The organism is Janthinobacterium sp. GL_088 (genome assembly GCF_057837845.1).
The window spans coordinates 5,987,688-6,004,581 of sequence record NZ_CM174453.1 but is presented as its reverse complement, the minus strand read 5'-3'; the positions used below and the strand labels follow the sequence as shown (position 1 = coordinate 6,004,581).

The following is a 16,894-nucleotide window of genomic DNA, read 5'->3' as shown; positions in this document are numbered from 1 at the left end:
CGGCGTTCCGCAAGACAACAGGCGCGGCGCACACTGCGCCTGTTTTACTTTATGCCAATACTTTTTTCAGCCACGCGCCGATGGCGTCGATCTCTTCCTGGCACAGCGAGTGCTGCATCATGTACTCGTGCCACTCCACCTTGTAACCCATGCCGGTGAGCAAGTCGCGCGACTGTTGTGCGCGGCCGATCTGCACAACGGGGTCGGCCGTGCCATGCGCCATGAAGATCGGCGTCTGCAGGCTTGCCGGCGTGCGTTCCGCCGCCGTCTTGTCGGCCAGGGGCAGGTAGCCGGACAGGCACATCAGGCCGGCCAGCGGCTCCGCGTGGCGCAAGCCCGTCTGCAAGGTCATGGCGCAACCTTGCGAGAAACCGGCCAGGATGATGCGGCTGGCGGGAATGCCGCGCGCCTTTTCGCGCGCGATCAGCGCTTCGACCTGAGCCTGCGAGGCGCGCAAGCCGTTCTCATCTTCGCGGCGCACGAGGTCGCTCACGAGGATGTCGTACCAGGCGCGCATCACATAGCCGTTATTGATGGTGACGGGCATGGTGCCGGCGCTGGGGAAAATGAAGCGGATGGCAGGACAGCCGCGCAGGTCGAGTTCTTTCACCAGGGGAACGAAGTCGTTGCCGTCGGCGCCCAGGCCGTGCATCCAGATGATGGAGACGGTGGGATTCGGTGCGCTGTCGAGTTCTATGGTTTCCAGCAAGGTGCTCATGTATTTTCCTCAGGTAAAGGTTGCGCCGGACGCAGCGCCGATTTGGGACGGAAGGCCTTGCAGATGGCCGGGTCGGTTTCCATATAGGGGCCGCCGATGAGGTCGATGCAATACGGCACGGCGGCAAAGATGCCGTTGACCAGTTGCACGCCGTCGGCATCCTTCAAGCCTTCCAGGGTTTCCTTGATGGCTTTCGGCTGGCCCGGCAAGTTCATGATCAGGGCGGCGCGCTCCGGCGTCTCGCGGATCACGGCCACCTGGCGCGACAAAATCGCCGTCGGCACGAATTGCAGGCTGATCTGGCGCATCTGTTCGCCGAAACCGGGCATTTCCTTGGTTCCGACGCTGAGCGTGGCGTCTGGCGTCACATCGCGCCGCGCCGGTCCCGTGCCGCCCGTCGTCAGTATCAAATGGCAGTGGCTCAGGTCGACCATGTCGATCAGGGTGTTTTCAATCTGCGAGCGCTCGTCCGGGATCAGGCGCTTTTCCAGGCGGAATGGCGTGCGGATGGCGGCGGACAGCCAGCTTTCCAGGGCGGGGATGCCCAGGTCTTCATACACGCCGCCGCTGGCGCGGTCCGAGATCGACACGAGGCCGATAATCAATTCGTCTTCTATCGTGGTCATGGGGCACCTGTCTATGTCGTAAAAAAACCGGGCAGATCCCGGTTTTTCGTAAATTTTGGGGGCAGACCCCAGCTGTTTACTCGTCTTCTTCTGGCTCGACGCCATCTTCGTCGGCATCTTTCTTGCCGCCGTTCTTCTTCTTGGCGATCTCTTTCAAGATCTGGAAGATTTCGCGGTAGGCTTTGGGCGGCTTGTTCTCGGCTTGCTCCTTGCGGGCATTGCGGATCAAGGTGCGCAGGTGCTGCACGTCCAGTTCCGGGTTTTCCGACAGCAAGACGGTCAACGCCTTGTCATCCGTCAAGAGTTTGTCGCGGCGGCGTTCCATCGCGTGCATATTGGCCGTGTCGGCTTTCGACAAGCCTTTCCAGCTATCGATTGTGCGTTGGATGGCGGCAACTTCTTCCTCATCCAGGGTGCGCATCTTCTTGCCCACGTATTGCAGCTGGCGGCGGCGGCCTTCGTGATCCTTGATTTGCTGGCATTCGAGAATGGCGTCGCGCACGTCTTCCGGCATCGGGACGCGCTTGACGCGGTCACGGGCCTCATTGACGAGTTCTTCGCCCAGCTTTTGCAGGACGGTCATCTGGCGCTTGAGTTCCGACTTCGATGGACGTTCATATTCCTGTTCGAATTCGGTCGATTGGAAGCCGCAAGCTCCCCGGTTTGGATTTGGCATGATAAGGCGGGATTGGCCGCGTAGGCCGCACCTGTAAACTGTAAACGACTGCTATGATAACCTTTTTAGCGGCTTTCCGAAGAAAACAGCGCATGAACGACTCCGTATTTACCCATAGTCAAGAGCAATTGCAGCAACTGGCCCGTGATGTGTTGTCTTTTGCGCGGGAAGCGGGCGGCACCGACGCAGCCGTCGAAGTCAGCGAAGGCGGTGGCCTGTCCGTTTCTGTTAGAAAAGGCAAGATCGAGACGATCGAGCAAAACAAGGACAAGGGCATGGGCGTGACCGTGTTTGTCGGCAAGAAGCGCGGCAATGCCAGCACCTCCGATTTCTCTCCGGCCGCCTTGCGCGCCACGGTGGACGCCGCCTACAACATCGCCCGCTTCACGGCCGAGGACGATTGCGCCGGCCTGGCCGACGCCGACATGCTGGAAATGGCGCCCCGCGACTTGCAATTGTTCTATCCCTGGCGCATTTCTACCGAGGAAGCCGTCGCACTGGCCCAGCGGGCCGAAGCGGCCGCGTTTGCCGTTGACCCGCGCATCACGAACAGCGAGGGCGCCAGCGTGCACGTGCAGCAATCACACTTTGTGTCCGCCAATTCGCGCGGCTTCATCGGCGGCTACCCATTCTCTCGCCACACCCTGTCCGTGGCGCCCATCGCCGGCAAGGGCGCCAAGATGCAGCGCGACGACTGGTATTCGTCCGTGCGCGACGCCTCCAAAATGTCGAGCCCGGAAGCCATCGGCCGGTACGCCGCCGAGCGTGCCCTGTCGCGCCTGAACGCGCGCAAGCTGGGCACGCGCACCTGCCCCGTGCTGTTCGAGGCGCCGCTGGCAGCCGGTTTGCTCGGTACCTATGTGCAAGCGACTTCGGGCGGCGCCCTGTACCGCAATTCCACGTTCCTGAACGATTCCCTGGGCACGCAAGTGCTGCCGTCGCACGTGCAGATATTTGAAGACCCGCACGTGATCGGCGGCGTCGGTTCCGCCCCGTTCGACGAAGAGGGCGTCAAGACGGTCAGCCGCGACGTCGTCAAGGATGGCGTGGTGCAAGGCTATTTCCTGTCGACTTACACGGCCCGCAAGCTGGGTATGCAGACGACGGGCAACGCGGGCGGTTCGCACAATCTGTACCTGACCTCGAAGCTGACGGCCGCCAGCGACGATTTTAGTGCCATGCTGAAAAAGCTGGGCACGGGCTTGCTGGTGACGGAACTGATGGGACAGGGAACCAATTACGTGACGGGCGACTATTCGCGCGGCGCCTCCGGTTTCTGGGTGGAAAACGGCGTGATCCAGTATCCGGTGGAAGAAATCACCATCGCCGGCAACATGAAGGACATGCTGCGCAACATCGTGGCCGTGGGCGCGGACGCCTTGCGCCGCGGCACCAAAGAGACGGGTTCCATCCTCATCGAGAGCATGGTGGTGGCGGGCGGTTGACTGCTGTGACTGCTTTCTGCAAAGGCGCCGCTGGCGCCTTTTTTCATGGGCGTGTGGTTTTTTGAACGGGCTTCCATCGTCATACGGATGAAATATTGCCTTCGTATGATGTCGCCATCTGACGTTATCTGCGCTGTTTAGATGCTTTTAATGTAAGTAAGCCGAACTTCGTGATATTTCATGCAAGATGCGAGTCTTGCCGTGACGCGTTGTTGTTGATTCAACCTGCATAGTGACCCTCTCCATGACCTACTCCCGTACCCGCATCGCCCGCGCGGTGGCCCTGTTGTGTGCCATGAACGCCCTGTTCGCCCATCCGGCCCAAGCCCATGGCGCTGCTCCAGTTTCCGCCAACGACTCGCTCGACGCCCCGCAAGCCGTCATCGTCACGGGCACGCGCGGCAGCAACCGCACGCAGTTCGACACCATGGCGCCCGTCGATGTGTTCAACCGCGAAGATATCGGCGCCGTTGAATCGTCGGACTTGAACGATGTGCTGGCGCAACTCGTGCCTTCATATGTGGTACAGCGTCTGCCGATGGCTGACGGGCAAGTGTTCGTGCGTCCCGCCACCCTGCGCGGCCTGTCGCCGGACCAGACCCTGGTGCTGGTCAATGGCAAGCGTTTCCACCGCAGCGCCTTGCTGGGCGCGCGCGGCGCGCAGGCGCCGGACCTGGCGCAGATTCCCGTCTCCGCCATCAAGCGCATCGAGGTGCTGCGCGACGGCGCTTCCGCCCAGTACGGTTCCGATGCGATTGCCGGCGTGATCAACATCATTCTCGACGATACGCTCGGCACGGAGGTCTCCGTGCACCATTCGCAATATTCGGAAGGCGACGGCAAGGGCAACGAAGTGAACCTGAAGACGGGCTTTGCCTTTGGCGAGACGGGCAAGGCGACGATTTTCGGCGCGCTGGCCAAGTCCGACCCCACGTCGCGCACGCGCCAGCGGGCCGACGCGATTGCTTTCCAGAATGCGCATCCGGAACTGAAGGTGCCGAATCCCGTGCAGCGCTGGGGCCAGCCTGAACTCGACAGCAAGCGCATCGGCTTCAACGCCAGCATGGCCCTGTCCGACACGACGGAACTGTACGGTTTTGGCCTGTTCAGCCGCAGTGACGGCACCTCGGATTTCAACTGGCGCAACCCGGACACGAGCACGGGCGCATATAAAACCAGCAGCCTGTTCCCAGGCTGGGACTTGCGCAGCATCTATCCGCTGGGCTTCAGTCCCAGCTATTCGAACGAGCAGGATGATGTACAGGTGGTGGCCGGCGTCCGCGGCCATTTCAACGACCGCTTCGGCTGGGACGTGAGCGCTTCCTGGGGGCGCAACCGCATCGATTACAAGCTGGCCAATTCCATCAACGCCTCGATGGGACCGGGCAGCCCGACATCGTTTTACCTGGGCCAGTTGTCGCAGGTGGAAAAGATTCTCAACGCCAACTTCAACTATGAATTGCCCGTGGCGTCCCTGCCGCAACCGGTCAACATCGCCTTCGGCGCGGAGGCGCGCAATGAAACCTATGGCGTGAAGGCGGGCGACGTGGCGTCCTGGACGGTGGGACCGGGCGCGGCCATCGGCCTCGACGCGAATGCGAATGGCGCGCCAGGCTTCAGCGACCGCCAGGCGGGCAGCTGGGGCCAGGACAGCTATGCGGCCTACCTGGACGTGGAAGTGCCCGTCACGAAGGCCTTGAGCCTGGGCGGCGCGGCCCGCTATGAACATTTCTCGGAATTCGGCAGCACCGTTAACGGCAAGTTGTCGGCCCGCTATGCCTTGAGCGAAGACATGGCCTTGCGCGGCTCCTACTCGACGGGTTTCCGTGCACCAACGCCGGGCCAGTCGAACACCAACAGCACGAATCAAGGCCTCGACACCAAGACCCTGCTGCTGTTTACCAGCGGCCGCCTGGCCAACAACGATCCGCTGGCCATCCTGCTGGGCGCCAAGGCATTGAAGCCGGAAAAATCGAAGAACCTGTCGCTGGGCTTTACGTGGAAGACATCGGCGGGCTTCTCCGGTTCCGTCGACGTGTATGACATCAAGGTCAGCGACCGCTTCAGCACGTCCGCCGCGTTTGCCGTGCCGGCCGGCGTGGCCAATCCGCTGCGCTATACCTCGGTCAGCTATTTCACGAACGACTTCGACACCACCACGCGCGGCATCGATATCGTCGGCAGCCACCTGAGCCGTATCGGCGACGGCAAGCTGAACCTGACCCTGGCCTACAACTACAACACGACGAAAGTCGACGACGGCAAGTCCAGCCTGGTGACGAATGCGGCCCAGCGCCAGGTCTTCGAGGAGCGCTTGCCGCGCCAGAAAGCCACCATCAGCGGCAACTATGACCTGGGCAACTGGAATACCCTGGCCCGCGTGCGCTATTACGGCGCGTGGACGGACAATTCCGGCAATGCCACGGGCGATATCTTCCAGCGTTTTGGCGCCATGCAATTCCTCGACCTGGCGGCCAGCTACAAGATCAGCGACAAGCAGTCCGTGCGCGTGGGTATCGACAACGTGCTGGACAAGTATCCTGACGAAGCAACCTTCCAGGCCAGCCGCGGTCTGATCTATTCGCGCAATGCGCCGTACGACACGGACGGGCGTAACCTGTACGTCGAGTACAAAGTGAAATTTTAAGGGAGATGACGATGAATCCACAACGCCGCGCCCTGTTGCGCGCGGGTTCGCTGGCGGCAGCGCTGCCCATGGCGGCGGGCGCAGGATCGGCTGCGGCAGCATCTGCCGCCCTGCCTCCGTCCTTGCCATCGGTGCCGGCCGGCACCGCGCCGGAAGTCCTGGCCAGCAACCAGGCTTACTGGCAGGCCGTGGCCGCGCAGTACGACACGACCGATGCCATCGTGCAACTCGACAATGCTTTCTGGGGTTCGATGGCCAGGCCCGTGCTGCGCCACTACGAGCAGCAGCTGGCCATGGTCAACCGCGACAACGCCTGGTATGCGCGCATGCGCTTTCCGGCCGACTTCGAGGCGGCGCGCGCGGCGGCGGCCAGGGCGCTGGGCGTGGCCATCGATGAAATCGTGCTGACGCGCGGTGCGACGGAAGCGCTGCAAGTCCTGATCGCCGGCTATAACCGCTTGCGTCCCGGCGATACGGTGCTGTACGCGGATATCGATTATGACAATATGATCACCGTCACGCGCTGGCTGCAGCAGCGGCGCGGCGCCCAGGTCGTGTCGATTGCCATGCCGGAACCGTTTACGCATGACGGCGTCATCGCCGCCTATGTTGCTGCCATGGAACGGCATCCGGCATTGAAACTGATGCTGCTCACGCACGTCAATCACCGCAACGGCATGGTCTTGCCCGTGGCCGAGATCAGCCGCCTGGCACGCGCACGGGGCATCGACGTGATCGTCGATACGGCGCACGGCTTCGGCCAGCTGGACATGACGATTCCTGACCTGCAGGCGGATTTTGCCGGCATCAACCTGCATAAATGGATAGGCGCGCCTGTCGGCGTGGGTGCTGCGTATATCAAGCGGGGCAGGGTGGCCGATATCGACCCGTACATGGGGGAACTGCGGGGAGAAAAGGCGGGCGACGATATCCGCACGCGCGTGCACACGGGCACGGTCAATTTCGCCGCTTATCTGAGCTTGCCGACGGCGCTGGACTTGCATGCGCAGATCGGCGTGGCCAACAAGCAGGCGCGGCTGCGGCTGCTGCGCAACCGCTGGGTGGAAGCGGCGCGCGCCATCGAAGGCATCGAGGTGCTGGCGTCAGCCGATCCGCGCCTGACGAGCGCCATCGCTTCGTTCCGCCTGAAGGGCAAGACGAGCGTGGCCGACAGCTATGCGCTGTCGAAAAAGCTGGTACAGGAACACGGCATCTTTGCCGTGCCGCGCGACGGCCTTGCCAGTGGCGCGTGCGTGCGCGTCACGCCAGGCATCTTTACGCCCGAGTCGCATCTGGACCGGTTGGTGGAAGCCTTGCGCAAGGTAGCCAAGGGCTGAGAGAAAAGCGCGGCCCGCCTGCGAGGTCGGGCCGCGTGACTGCGGTAAGGCTTAAGCGCGCAAGGTGGCCAGGATCGGTTGCAATACGGCAGCACCCAGGGCGGCGCTGCGGGCGCCGCTCCAGCCCGTTTGCGGGTCGGGATCGTTGGCATTGTCCTTGAACGGCAATTCCAGGGTCAACGACAGGCAGCCGAAGGCGTGCGTGATGTGGGGCGAACCCATGGTCAGCACTTCCGGCGTGAACGGGCCGTCTTCGTAGCCGTGCTCATCCTGGAAATCGGGGCTGGCCACCTTGAAGTCGGCGATGAAGCGGTCTTGCTCGGCTTTTTGTGCTGGCGTGAAATTTTCCAGCGCATCGCTGCCAGCCACGAAGACGTACGGCAGGCCTTCGTCGCCATGCACGTCGAGGAACAGGTCGCAGCCGATTTCATGCATTTTCTGTTTCACCAGGAACACTTCCGGGCTGCGCTCCATGGTCGGCGTCATCCATTCGCGGTTCAGGTTGGCGCCGGCCGCATTGGTGCGCAGGTTGCCATGCACGGAACCGTCCGGGTTCATGTTCGGCACCACGTAGAAGACGGCGTCTTGCAGGCACTGGCGGGCAAATGGATTGGCCTGGTCCAGCAAGGCTTCGAGCATGCCTTCGACAAACCATTCCGCCATCGTTTCACCGGGATGCTGGCGCGCGATGACCCAGACTTTTTTCTCGGCATCGGCGTCGCCGACCACCAGCAGGTTCATGTCGCGGCCTTCGACGGTGCTGCCCAGGTCGATCAAGCGTACCAGCGGCGACGCTTGCGCGCTGTCGATCAGGGCCAGGTGACGGTCCCATGGATACGGTTCGAAGTAGGCGTAGTACACGCTTTCTTCCTCCGGCGTGTGTGCTATGGTCATCACGGTGCCATCAAAGCTGGTCGGCACGCGGAACCAGGTTTCGCGGTCATAGCTGGCGACAGCCTGGTAATCTTTCCAGCCGTCCGGGTAGGCTGACTTGCCTGCATTCATGAAGCGGATCGTGCACGCCTCGCCTTGCGCGCCTTGCAGGCGGAAGTAAAACCACTGCGTGATGTCGGCGTGGGAATCCTTGCGGATGTTCAGCTCGATGGATAGTGCATCGTCGGCGCGCAGCACCTCGATCGCGCCGGCGTCGAATTGCTGGCTGATTTTAATGGTCATGTGTGTTCCTGATAAAAACGTATGGGTTTTGCATCGTGTGCAATGGCGCGATGATACCCGTTTTAGCGGCGTCTTTGTGCTGGCGCAAACGACGCGGGACATGCTTTGCTAACGTGATAGCTCCAACATGAGGAGAGCATCATGGACGACAACGGCAAACACATACGCGAACTGGAAAAGAAAGTCAGCGCCCTCAGCGATGCGCTGGCGCACCTGGGCAAGGGCACGACCTTGCAGGAATTGCTGCGCATCATACGTTTCCCCGGCTATACGACGCCAGCCGAATTCACTTTCAACGTCGCCATCCTCGACACCATGCTGGTGCAGGCCAATGCGCTGGAAAAGCTGGGGCAGGATTTGCTGGCTGGTGCCAAGCAGGTGGTGGTAAAACAGTGAACGCCTGAGAAAATGTCCATGGCGGCGTTGCGTTGCCTTGGCGTACTAGTCGTACTGCCTGCGGCCACGCGCCTGGCCCTGAACATTTTTCAGACGTTCAAGTAGTCAGACCGCCAAATCGTTCGTAGAACCACGGCTCGACAGATGCCGCCTGCTCATCCTCGCGCCGCAGGGTGGCCAGGATATGTTCCTCGGCGGCCGCATACGTGATGCGGTACAGGTCGCGCGCCAATGCGTAGGCTTGCGTGCCGGGCCACGGTTCGGGCAGCAGTTCGACGGGCAGTTGCGGGTCATGCAATTGCACGCGTCGGTAGGCGTGCGTCAGCAGCGAGCGGATGACGAAGGCTTGCTCGGCATCGAACACGGGCGCCTCTTGCAGCAGGGTCAGCAGGGGCTGGAAGCTGGCGATGAATTTTTCGTAGCCGGCCATCACTTCCGACAAGTCCCAGCAGTCGCCCACCATGTCGCGCAGCGGGCGCGTGCTGACACCCGGCAACTCTGTTGTGTGGCAGACATACAACTTGCCCTGCACCTCGTTGCGCACGAGGATATCTTCCAGCGCCTCCGTATTGCTGGCCGGATGGCCAAAGATGCCGGGAGAGATCAAACCATAGCCGGCCCATAATAATTCCTTGCGCAGCGCCCCCCGCTCGGCGGCGCCGATGCTACCGGCCGGCCCGATCACCAGGGTCCAGCTGCCATCCCAGTGCACGACCAGCGGCGCATAGATGCGGCGATAGGCACGTTCGAAGCGGGCCAGCGCCTCCGGGCGTATCGTATAGGCGCTGCGGCGGCCGTCGCGCTGCGAGCTGAGCCAGCCTTCCTGCGCCAGGCGGAACACGCTGGTGCGCAACAAACGGTCATTGACGCCGAATGGCGCCAGCAGTTCGATCAGGCTGCCCAGCCAGATGGCGCCGCCGCGCGGCACGATGGCGTCGCCAAAGATGGTCATCACCAGGGACTTCGAGCGCGGTGGGTCGCTTTCCAGGAAATCGGCTATCCATGCCGTGCAGCGGGTGTTCTTCATGTGGTTCCGGTCTGGCCGTGTTGCGGTCGGTTCAATAAAAGCAGCAGTTTACTTGGCTGCGCGGGTAGCGCGGCAATAATTTGCCGGAAGCGCTGGTGGCGCTTCGTGGTGTTTTCTCATCAGCAATATCATACGCACAAAAAAGCTGCACAAGATACGAATTTTTAAAATGATTCATATCAAGTGTATGCAAATCGTTTTTTGTATCGTATTATCTGTTCATCGCACCGCGTTGCTGCGCAAAATCAAAGACATGGGAGACAGATCATGTACGCACAAATGGTTGAAACCGGCCTCAAGAACGTCCGTTCCCTCGACGACATGGGCCAGGAAGAACGCGCTTTCCAGGCGCGCATCGACGAAGGCATCAAGATCGAGGCCAAGGACTGGATGCCGGACGCCTATCGCAAGACCCTGATCCGCCAGATTTCGCAGCACGCGCACTCGGAAATCGTCGGCCAATTGCCTGAAGGTAACTGGGTCACGCGCGCGCCTACCCTGAAACGCAAATCGATCCTGCTGGCCAAGATCCAGGATGAAGCGGGCCATGGCCTGTACCTGTATAGCGCCGCAGAAACCCTGGGCGTATCGCGCGATGACTTGCTGGCCGCCTTACACTCGGGCAAAGCCAAGTATTCCAGCATCTTTAATTATCCAACCCTGTCGTGGGCGGACATGGGCGCCATCGGCTGGCTGGTCGACGGTTCCGCCATCATCAACCAGATTCCCCTGTGCCGTTGTTCCTACGGTCCGTATGCGCGCGCCATGATCCGCGTCTGCAAGGAAGAATCGTTCCATGCGCGCCAGGGCTACGACATCATGATGTCGCTCTGCAAGGGAACGCCCGAGCAAAAAGCCATGGCGCAGGATGCCTTGAACCGCTGGTGGTGGCCTTCGCTGATGATGTTCGGTCCGTCCGACGCCGCTTCCGTCAACAGCGCCCAATCGGCGCAATGGCGCATCAAGCTGTTCTCGAACGACGAATTGCGCCAGCGCATGGTCGACCAGACCGTGCCGCAGATTGAATACCTGGGCCTGGCCGTGCCCGATCCCGACCTGAAGTTCAATGCGGAAACGGGCCACTATGAGTTCGGCGAGATCGACTGGTCCGAGTTCAACAATGTCCTGAAGGGCAATGGCCCGTGCAACCGCGAACGCCTGCAAACGCGCGTGAAAGCGTATGAAGACGGTGAATGGTTCCGCGATGCCTTGGTCGCGTATGCAGACAAGCAAGCTGCTAACAAAGCGGCAGCGTAAATACATAAGACAGATAGGGGATAGCAACATGAGCAAAGAATGGCCATTGTGGGAAGTTTTCATCCGCAGCCAGCACGGCCTGGCGCACAAGCATGTGGGCAGCCTGCACGCTTCCGACGCCACCATGGCGGTCAACCATGCGCGCGACGTCTACACGCGCCGCAATGAAGGCGTGAGCATCTGGGTGGTGCGCGCGGCCGATATCGTCGCCAGCAGCCCCGGCGACAAGGGCGCCCTGTTCGAACCGTCGAACAGCAAGGTGTACCGCCATCCCACCTTCTTCCCGATGCCGGAAGAAGTCAAGAACCTGTGATGGGAGCGCTTGCAATGGATGATAAGGTCAACTACCTTTTGCGCCTGGGCGACAATGCCCTGATCCTCAGCCAGCAGCTGTCGCAGCTGTGCGGCAAGGGTCCTGCGCTGGAAGAAGACATGGCGCTGACCAACGTGGCGCTGGATCTGCTGGGCCAGACGCGTTTGTGGTTCAGCTACGCGGCCGAACTGGAAAACGCGGGCCGCGACGAGGACGACATCGCTTTTTTACGCGACGCCCACGATTTCAAGAACTGCCTGCTGCTCGAACAGCCGAACGGCAATTACGCCGACACGATGATGCGCCAGTTCTTCTTCGACAGCTGGCACTATTTCCAGCTGCTGGAACTGACGAAATCGACGGATGCGCGCATCGTCGAAGTGGCGCAAAAGTCGATCAAGGAAGTCACCTATCATTTGCGCCGCAGCGGCGATCTTGTTGTGCGCCTCGGCGACGGCACGGCGGACAGCCACGCCAAGACGCAGGCTGCCGCCGACCAGCTGTGGATGTACACGGGCGAGATGTTCAAGTACGACGCCGTCGACCAGGCCATGGTCGCCGTCGGCATCGCGCCGCCATCGGACGTGCTGCGCCGGGCTTTCCTCGAACACGTGGCCGAGATCTTCGCCGAAGCGACGCTTGTCATGCCGGCGCCCGACGCCTGGATGCAAAAGGGCGGCAAGCAGGGCACGCACACGGAGCACCTGGGTTTTATCCTGGCCGAGATGCAGTTCCTGCAGCGCGCCTATCCCGGGGCGGAGTGGTAATGAACATGGTCGCTGGCGCCGCGGCGCTGGACGCCGCCCAGGTCTGGGCCTGGCTCGGTGACGTGCCGGACCCGGAAATCCCCGTCATTTCGGTGGTGGACCTGGGCATCGTGCGCGCCGTCGAAGTCACGGATAGTGATGCCTGCATCGTGACGATCACGCCCACGTATTCGGGCTGCCCGGCCATGCAGGTGATCGCCGATGCCGTCACGGATGCCTTGCGCAGCCATGGCGTGGCCAAGGTGACGCTGGTGAACCAGCTGGCGCCCGCCTGGACCACGGACTGGATGAGCGAAGCGGGCAAGGCCAAGCTGAAAGGCTATGGCATCGCCCCGCCGCAGCAGCAGGTGATCGACATCAGCGGTTTGAAAGGCGGTGTCAAGCGCCAGGCGATGCCAAAGCTGGACGTGATCTGCCCGAACTGCGGCTCGTCGCATACGCAGCTGACCAGCCAGTTCGGCTCCACGCCGTGCAAAGCCCTGTACAAATGCCTGGCTTGCCGTGAACCGTTTGACTACTTCAAGTGCCACTAAAAAAATCAGGCACACGTTCCGAAGAAACTGGAGATGAAGCATGAGTAAATTTTATCCGCTGTGCGTAGCGAACGTGCGCAACGAAACGCGCGACACCATCGCCGTCACGTTCGACGTGCCAGCCGAGCTGCAGCAGCAGTTCCGCTTCCAGCAGGGCCAGCACCTGACCTTGCGCGCCCATATCAATGCAGAAGACGTGCGCCGCTCGTATTCCATCTGTTCCGCGGTGCAGGACGGCACCCTGCGTGTGGCCATCAAGCGCACGCCGGGTGGCGCTTTTTCCACCTGGGCGAACGACACCTTGAAGGCCGGCGCCACCATCGAGGTGATGCCACCCATGGGCCACTTCAACGTGCCGCTCGATTGCGTCAACCGCAAGCACTACCTGGCGTTCGCGGCCGGCAGCGGCATCACACCCATCCTCTCCATCATCAAGACGACATTGCTGACGGAACCACTGAGCCGCTTCACCCTGTTTTACGGTAACCGCGCCTCGTCGTCCGTCATCTTCAAGGAAGAATTGACGGACCTGAAGGATGTGTACCTGGAGCGTTTGAACCTCGTCTATGTGATGAGCCGCGAGCAGCAGGACATCGAACTGTTCAACGGCCGCATCACGCAGGAAAAATGCGAGCAGTTCCTGCAGCACTGGATCCGTGTGGAAGACTACGACAACGCCTTTATCTGCGGGCCGGAAGACATGATGCTGGGCGTCTCCGCCGCCCTGCAGGCAGCCGGCATGCCCAAGCAAAATATCAAGATCGAACTGTTCGCCGCCAGCATCCCGAAAAACGCCCACAAGCCGCGCGCCCAGCTCGATGCTGGCGTGGTGCAGGAAACGGAAGTGACTGTCATCATGGATGGCAATCACACCACTTTCACGATGGACAAGGACAAGGAATCCATCCTCGACGCGGGCCTGCGCCAAGGCATCGATATGCGCTACTCGTGCAAGGGCGGCGTGTGCTCTACCTGCCGCTGCAAGATCCTCGACGGCAAGGTTGAAATGGACGTCAACTACGCGCTGGAAGACTATGAGGTGGCGCGCGGCTTCGTCCTCAGTTGCCAGAGTTTTCCGCTCACCGACAAGGTCGTGGTCGACTTCGATCAGGCTGAATAAAGCCGGCGCAGGGCTGGTGCCCTGCCGTACCCATTAAAAAGCGAGACGCCATGAGCTACCAAAACATCCTCTTTACCATCGAGCAGGGCATCGCCACCCTGACCCTGAACCGCCCCGACAAGCTCAATAGCTTTACACAAGCCATGCACGAGGAAGTGCGCGACGCGATTGCCAAGGTCAATGCCGACAGCGCCGTGCGCGTCTTCGTGCTGACGGGTGCGGGCCGCGGCTTTTGCGCGGGCCAGGATCTGTCCGACCGCGCCGTCGAACCGGGTTCGAAGGGTGTGGACCTGGGCGAATCCGTGGAAAAGAACTATGCGCCGCTGGTGCTGGCCTTGAAAGCCTTGCCGATGCCCGTGATCTGCGCCGTCAACGGCGTGGCCGCCGGCGCGGGCGCCAACCTGGCGCTGGCCTGCGACATCGTCATCGCCGGCAAGTCGGCCAGTTTTGTCGAAGTGTTCTGCAAACTGGGCCTGATCCCGGACACGGGCGGCACCTTCTTCCTGCCGCGCCTGATCGGTTCGGCGCGCGCCATGGGCCTGGCCATGCTCGGCGAAAAACTGACGGCGGAAAAGGCGGAAGACTGGGGCCTGATCTGGAAATGCGTCGAGGATGCGGAACTGGCGCAGGAAACGCGCAAGCTGGCCGTGCATTTTTCCACGGCGCCGACCAAGGGCCTGGCCTACACCAAGCAGGCGCTGGCCGCCAGCGGCGCCAATACCCTTCCGCAGCAGCTTGCGCTGGAAGCGCGCATGATGAGCGATCTCGGTAACAGCGACGATTACCGCGAAGGCGTGGCCGCCTTCATGGAAAAGCGCGCACCGCAATTCAAGGGACATTGATATGACCGCATTGGCAAATAACAGTATCGTCGCCGTCATCGGTAGCGGCGCCATGGGCGCCGGCATCGCGCAGGTGGCCGCGGCCGCCGGCTACAGAGTCAAACTGTATGACACGCGGGCGGAAGCGGTGAGCAAGGCCTTGCTTGACATCGGCAAGATGTATGCGAAGCTGGCCGACAAGGGCCGCATGACGCTTGACGAAGCCACTGCCGCCACGGCGCGCCTGCAGGCGGCCGGCAGCCTGGCCGATGTGAGCGATGCTGCCCTGGTGGTGGAAGCCATCGTGGAAAATCTCGATGTCAAGCGCGGCCTGTTCGCCGAACTGGAATCACTGGTGGCCGACGACTGCATCCTGGCGACGAACACTTCTTCGATTTCCGTCACGGCGATTGCCGCCAAGCTGCGCCGCCCTGAACGCCTGGTCGGCATGCATTTCTTTAATCCCGTGCCCTTGATGGCGCTGGTGGAAGTGATCAGTGGCCTGGCCACCAGCGAGCAGGTTGCCGCCACCGTCTACGACACCTCGATTGCCTGGGGCAAGAACCCCGTGCATGCGAAATCGACGCCGGGCTTCATCGTCAACCGCGTCGCCCGTCCGTTTTACGCGGAAGGCTGGCGCTTGCTGAACGAACAGGCGGGCGATGCCGCCACCATCGATGCCGTGCTGCGCGAGGCGGGCGGATTCCGCATGGGCCCATTCGAATTGATGGACCTGATCGGTCATGACGTGAATTTCTCTGTCACCCAATCCGTGTTCGGCGCCTATTTCAACGACCCGCGCTTCACGCCATCCGTGCTGCAGCAGGAAATGGTCAACGCCGGTTTCCTGGGCCGCAAATCGGGCCGTGGCTTTTACCCGTATGGCGAAGGTGCCGTTGCCCCCGTGGCGCAGGCGGAAAGCGCACAGCCGAAGCCGGAATTCGTCGCCCTGTCGGCAGCCATCGGCGGCGATGGCCGTGGCCACAGCGGCATCATCCACAGCCTGGTGCAGCGCCTGGAGCACGCGGGCATCACCGTCAGCCGCCGCGTGACGCAGGAAGGCCAGGCGCATGACGAGGCGCCTGCCCTGCATTGCCATGGCGCCGCGATCTATCTGACAGATGGCCGCAGCGCCACCCAGCGCGCGCACGACAACCAGCATCCGGATACGGTGCTGTTCGACCTGGCGCTCGATTACGCCGGTGCCAAGCGCATCGTCGTGGCCCGTGCGGACCACTGCAGCGACACCGCCTACGCGGCCGTCGTCGGCCTGTTCCAGGCGGCCGGTTTCATCGTCACGCGCCTGGATGACGTGCCGGGCCTGGCCGTCATGCGCACCGTCGCCATGTTGGCCAATGAAGCGGCAGACGCCGTCAACCAGGGCGTGTGCACGGTGGCTGCCGTCGATATCGCCATGCAGAAGGGCGTCAACTATCCACGTGGACCGCTGGCCTGGGCCGATGCCGTCGGCGTCCAACACATTGTGACCGTACTGCAGCACCTGGCGCTGGGCTATGGCGAAGACCGCTACAGGGTCTCGCCGCTGCTGCGCCGCAAACTTGCCAATGGAGATCGCTTTCATGCCGAATGAAGACCATAACATGAGCGCGCAAGCCCTGGCCGAAGCGGCCGCCGCATCGATGCTGTCGCGCGATAACGCCACCGCCGCCATGGGCATCGCCCTGGCCGAAGTGGGCCCCGGCCACGCGCGCATGACCATGACGGTGCGCGCCGACATGCTCAATGGCCACCAGACCTGCCACGGCGGTTTTATCTTCGCCCTGGCCGACAGTGCTTTTGCGTTTGCCTGCAACAGCTACAACATGAATACCGTGGGCGCCGGCTGCACCATCGATTACCTGGCGCCTGGCCGCGAAGGCGACGTGCTGACGGCGCATGCCGTCGAACAGGCGCTGGCCGGCAAGAGCGGCGTGTATGACGTCAAGGTCAGCAACCAGGACGGGCGCGCCATCGCGCTCTTCCGTGGCAAGTCGATACGCGTGGCGGGTGAAGTCATCAGCAATTGAAGTGACAA

General features: G+C 61.9%; 17 protein-coding genes. 12 read left to right on the top strand and 5 right to left on the bottom strand.

All coding sequences use genetic code 11. From position 1 onward, the window contains the following. Positions 1-49 precede the first annotated feature (49 nt). From AC3IQ7_RS26805 to yjgA, 3 genes are all read right to left on the bottom strand, one after another. Positions 50-718 carry an alpha/beta hydrolase gene (locus AC3IQ7_RS26805; RefSeq protein WP_099376439.1) on the bottom strand — a complete coding sequence of 223 codons (669 nt, stop codon included), beginning with the start codon at positions 716-718 and terminating at the stop codon, positions 50-52. After that, positions 715-1,344 carry a molybdopterin adenylyltransferase gene (gene mog, locus AC3IQ7_RS26800; protein WP_035822340.1) on the bottom strand — a complete coding sequence of 210 codons (630 nt, stop codon included), beginning with the start codon at positions 1,342-1,344 and terminating at the stop codon, positions 715-717. Before mog ends, AC3IQ7_RS26805 begins: the two co-directional genes overlap by 4 nt. Positions 1,345-1,420: 76 nt before the next feature. Further along, a complete protein-coding gene (yjgA, locus tag AC3IQ7_RS26795; RefSeq protein ID WP_099376441.1) occupies positions 1,421-2,020 on the bottom strand; it encodes a ribosome biogenesis factor YjgA in 600 nt (199 codons plus the stop codon). Positions 2,021-2,112: 92 nt separating this feature from the next. Here yjgA and pmbA point away from each other — a divergent pair, with 92 nt between their 5' ends. From pmbA to AC3IQ7_RS26780, 3 genes are all read left to right on the top strand, one after another. Continuing rightward, a complete protein-coding gene (pmbA, locus tag AC3IQ7_RS26790) occupies positions 2,113-3,465 on the top strand; it encodes a metalloprotease PmbA (RefSeq protein ID WP_489207781.1) in 1,353 nt (450 codons plus the stop codon). Positions 3,466-3,709: 244 nt separating this feature from the next. Beyond that, positions 3,710-6,112 (top strand): TonB-dependent receptor plug domain-containing protein, encoded by a 2,403-nt coding sequence (locus AC3IQ7_RS26785; protein ID WP_489207780.1) that lies wholly within the window; start codon positions 3,710-3,712, stop codon positions 6,110-6,112. An 11-nt stretch (positions 6,113-6,123) separates the two neighbouring features. Further along, positions 6,124-7,449 carry an aminotransferase class V-fold PLP-dependent enzyme gene (locus AC3IQ7_RS26780; protein ID WP_099376692.1) on the top strand — a complete coding sequence of 442 codons (1,326 nt, stop codon included), beginning with the start codon at positions 6,124-6,126 and terminating at the stop codon, positions 7,447-7,449. Between the two features lie 51 nt (positions 7,450-7,500). On the opposite strand, the gene AC3IQ7_RS26775 is transcribed toward AC3IQ7_RS26780, so the two are convergent. Continuing rightward, entirely contained in the window at positions 7,501-8,625 is a 1,125-nt protein-coding gene (locus AC3IQ7_RS26775) for a M14 family metallopeptidase (protein WP_099376443.1), read from the bottom strand. Between the two features lie 141 nt (positions 8,626-8,766). Here AC3IQ7_RS26775 and AC3IQ7_RS26770 point away from each other — a divergent pair, with 141 nt between their 5' ends. Continuing rightward, positions 8,767-9,021, top strand: coding sequence for a hypothetical protein (locus AC3IQ7_RS26770; protein WP_099376444.1), 255 nt, complete (start codon positions 8,767-8,769; stop codon positions 9,019-9,021). A gap of 97 nt (positions 9,022-9,118) precedes the next feature. On the opposite strand, the gene paaX is transcribed toward AC3IQ7_RS26770, so the two are convergent. Beyond that, positions 9,119-10,048 carry a phenylacetic acid degradation operon negative regulatory protein PaaX gene (gene paaX, locus AC3IQ7_RS26765; RefSeq protein ID WP_489207779.1) on the bottom strand — a complete coding sequence of 310 codons (930 nt, stop codon included), beginning with the start codon at positions 10,046-10,048 and terminating at the stop codon, positions 9,119-9,121. Positions 10,049-10,315: 267 nt separating this feature from the next. Here paaX and paaA point away from each other — a divergent pair, with 267 nt between their 5' ends. From paaA to paaI, 8 genes are read left to right on the top strand one after another with little or no spacing between them, the layout of a single operon-like run. After that, complete coding sequence (gene paaA / locus AC3IQ7_RS26760; RefSeq protein ID WP_489207778.1) at positions 10,316-11,305, top strand: 1,2-phenylacetyl-CoA epoxidase subunit PaaA; 990 nt, start codon at positions 10,316-10,318, stop codon at positions 11,303-11,305. 28 nt (positions 11,306-11,333) lie between these two features. Then, on the top strand, positions 11,334-11,618 hold the full coding sequence (gene paaB / locus AC3IQ7_RS26755; protein ID WP_034746356.1) for a 1,2-phenylacetyl-CoA epoxidase subunit PaaB: 285 nt from the start codon (positions 11,334-11,336) through the stop codon (positions 11,616-11,618). Beyond that, positions 11,618-12,385 carry a 1,2-phenylacetyl-CoA epoxidase subunit PaaC gene (gene paaC, locus AC3IQ7_RS26750; RefSeq protein WP_489207777.1) on the top strand — a complete coding sequence of 256 codons (768 nt, stop codon included), beginning with the start codon at positions 11,618-11,620 and terminating at the stop codon, positions 12,383-12,385. Before paaB ends, paaC begins: the two co-directional genes overlap by 1 nt. A 5-nt stretch (positions 12,386-12,390) precedes the next feature. Then, positions 12,391-12,918 carry a 1,2-phenylacetyl-CoA epoxidase subunit PaaD gene (gene paaD, locus AC3IQ7_RS26745; RefSeq protein WP_489210539.1) on the top strand — a complete coding sequence of 176 codons (528 nt, stop codon included), beginning with the start codon at positions 12,391-12,393 and terminating at the stop codon, positions 12,916-12,918. Between the two features lie 40 nt (positions 12,919-12,958). After that, on the top strand, positions 12,959-14,038 hold the full coding sequence (paaE, locus tag AC3IQ7_RS26740) for a 1,2-phenylacetyl-CoA epoxidase subunit PaaE (RefSeq protein ID WP_099376448.1): 1,080 nt from the start codon (positions 12,959-12,961) through the stop codon (positions 14,036-14,038). A 50-nt stretch (positions 14,039-14,088) separates the two neighbouring features. Further along, a complete protein-coding gene (gene paaG / locus AC3IQ7_RS26735; RefSeq protein WP_099376449.1) occupies positions 14,089-14,880 on the top strand; it encodes a 2-(1,2-epoxy-1,2-dihydrophenyl)acetyl-CoA isomerase PaaG in 792 nt (263 codons plus the stop codon). A gap of 1 nt (position 14,881) precedes the next feature. Then, complete coding sequence (gene paaH / locus AC3IQ7_RS26730; RefSeq protein ID WP_489207776.1) at positions 14,882-16,450, top strand: 3-hydroxyacyl-CoA dehydrogenase PaaH; 1,569 nt, start codon at positions 14,882-14,884, stop codon at positions 16,448-16,450. Further along, a complete protein-coding gene (gene paaI / locus AC3IQ7_RS26725; protein WP_489207775.1) occupies positions 16,440-16,886 on the top strand; it encodes a hydroxyphenylacetyl-CoA thioesterase PaaI in 447 nt (148 codons plus the stop codon). The genes paaH and paaI overlap by 11 nt, the downstream gene beginning before the upstream one ends. Positions 16,887-16,894 lie beyond the last annotated feature (8 nt).

Coding starts and splice junctions, on each gene's coding strand:
- AC3IQ7_RS26805 (WP_099376439.1), bottom strand. CDS start 718: ATGAGCACCTTGCTGGAAACCATAGAACTCGACAGCGCACCGAATCCC.
- mog (WP_035822340.1), bottom strand. CDS start 1,344: ATGACCACGATAGAAGACGAATTGATTATCGGCCTCGTGTCGATCTCG.
- yjgA (WP_099376441.1), bottom strand. CDS start 2,020: ATGCCAAATCCAAACCGGGGAGCTTGCGGCTTCCAATCGACCGAATTC.
- pmbA (WP_489207781.1), top strand. CDS start 2,113: ATGAACGACTCCGTATTTACCCATAGTCAAGAGCAATTGCAGCAACTG.
- AC3IQ7_RS26785 (WP_489207780.1), top strand. CDS start 3,710: ATGACCTACTCCCGTACCCGCATCGCCCGCGCGGTGGCCCTGTTGTGT.
- AC3IQ7_RS26780 (WP_099376692.1), top strand. CDS start 6,124: ATGAATCCACAACGCCGCGCCCTGTTGCGCGCGGGTTCGCTGGCGGCA.
- AC3IQ7_RS26775 (WP_099376443.1), bottom strand. CDS start 8,625: ATGACCATTAAAATCAGCCAGCAATTCGACGCCGGCGCGATCGAGGTG.
- AC3IQ7_RS26770 (WP_099376444.1), top strand. CDS start 8,767: ATGGACGACAACGGCAAACACATACGCGAACTGGAAAAGAAAGTCAGC.
- paaX (WP_489207779.1), bottom strand. CDS start 10,048: ATGAAGAACACCCGCTGCACGGCATGGATAGCCGATTTCCTGGAAAGC.
- paaA (WP_489207778.1), top strand. CDS start 10,316: ATGTACGCACAAATGGTTGAAACCGGCCTCAAGAACGTCCGTTCCCTC.
- paaB (WP_034746356.1), top strand. CDS start 11,334: ATGAGCAAAGAATGGCCATTGTGGGAAGTTTTCATCCGCAGCCAGCAC.
- paaC (WP_489207777.1), top strand. CDS start 11,618: ATGGGAGCGCTTGCAATGGATGATAAGGTCAACTACCTTTTGCGCCTG.
- paaD (WP_489210539.1), top strand. CDS start 12,391: ATGGTCGCTGGCGCCGCGGCGCTGGACGCCGCCCAGGTCTGGGCCTGG.
- paaE (WP_099376448.1), top strand. CDS start 12,959: ATGAGTAAATTTTATCCGCTGTGCGTAGCGAACGTGCGCAACGAAACG.
- paaG (WP_099376449.1), top strand. CDS start 14,089: ATGAGCTACCAAAACATCCTCTTTACCATCGAGCAGGGCATCGCCACC.
- paaH (WP_489207776.1), top strand. CDS start 14,882: ATGACCGCATTGGCAAATAACAGTATCGTCGCCGTCATCGGTAGCGGC.
- paaI (WP_489207775.1), top strand. CDS start 16,440: ATGCCGAATGAAGACCATAACATGAGCGCGCAAGCCCTGGCCGAAGCG.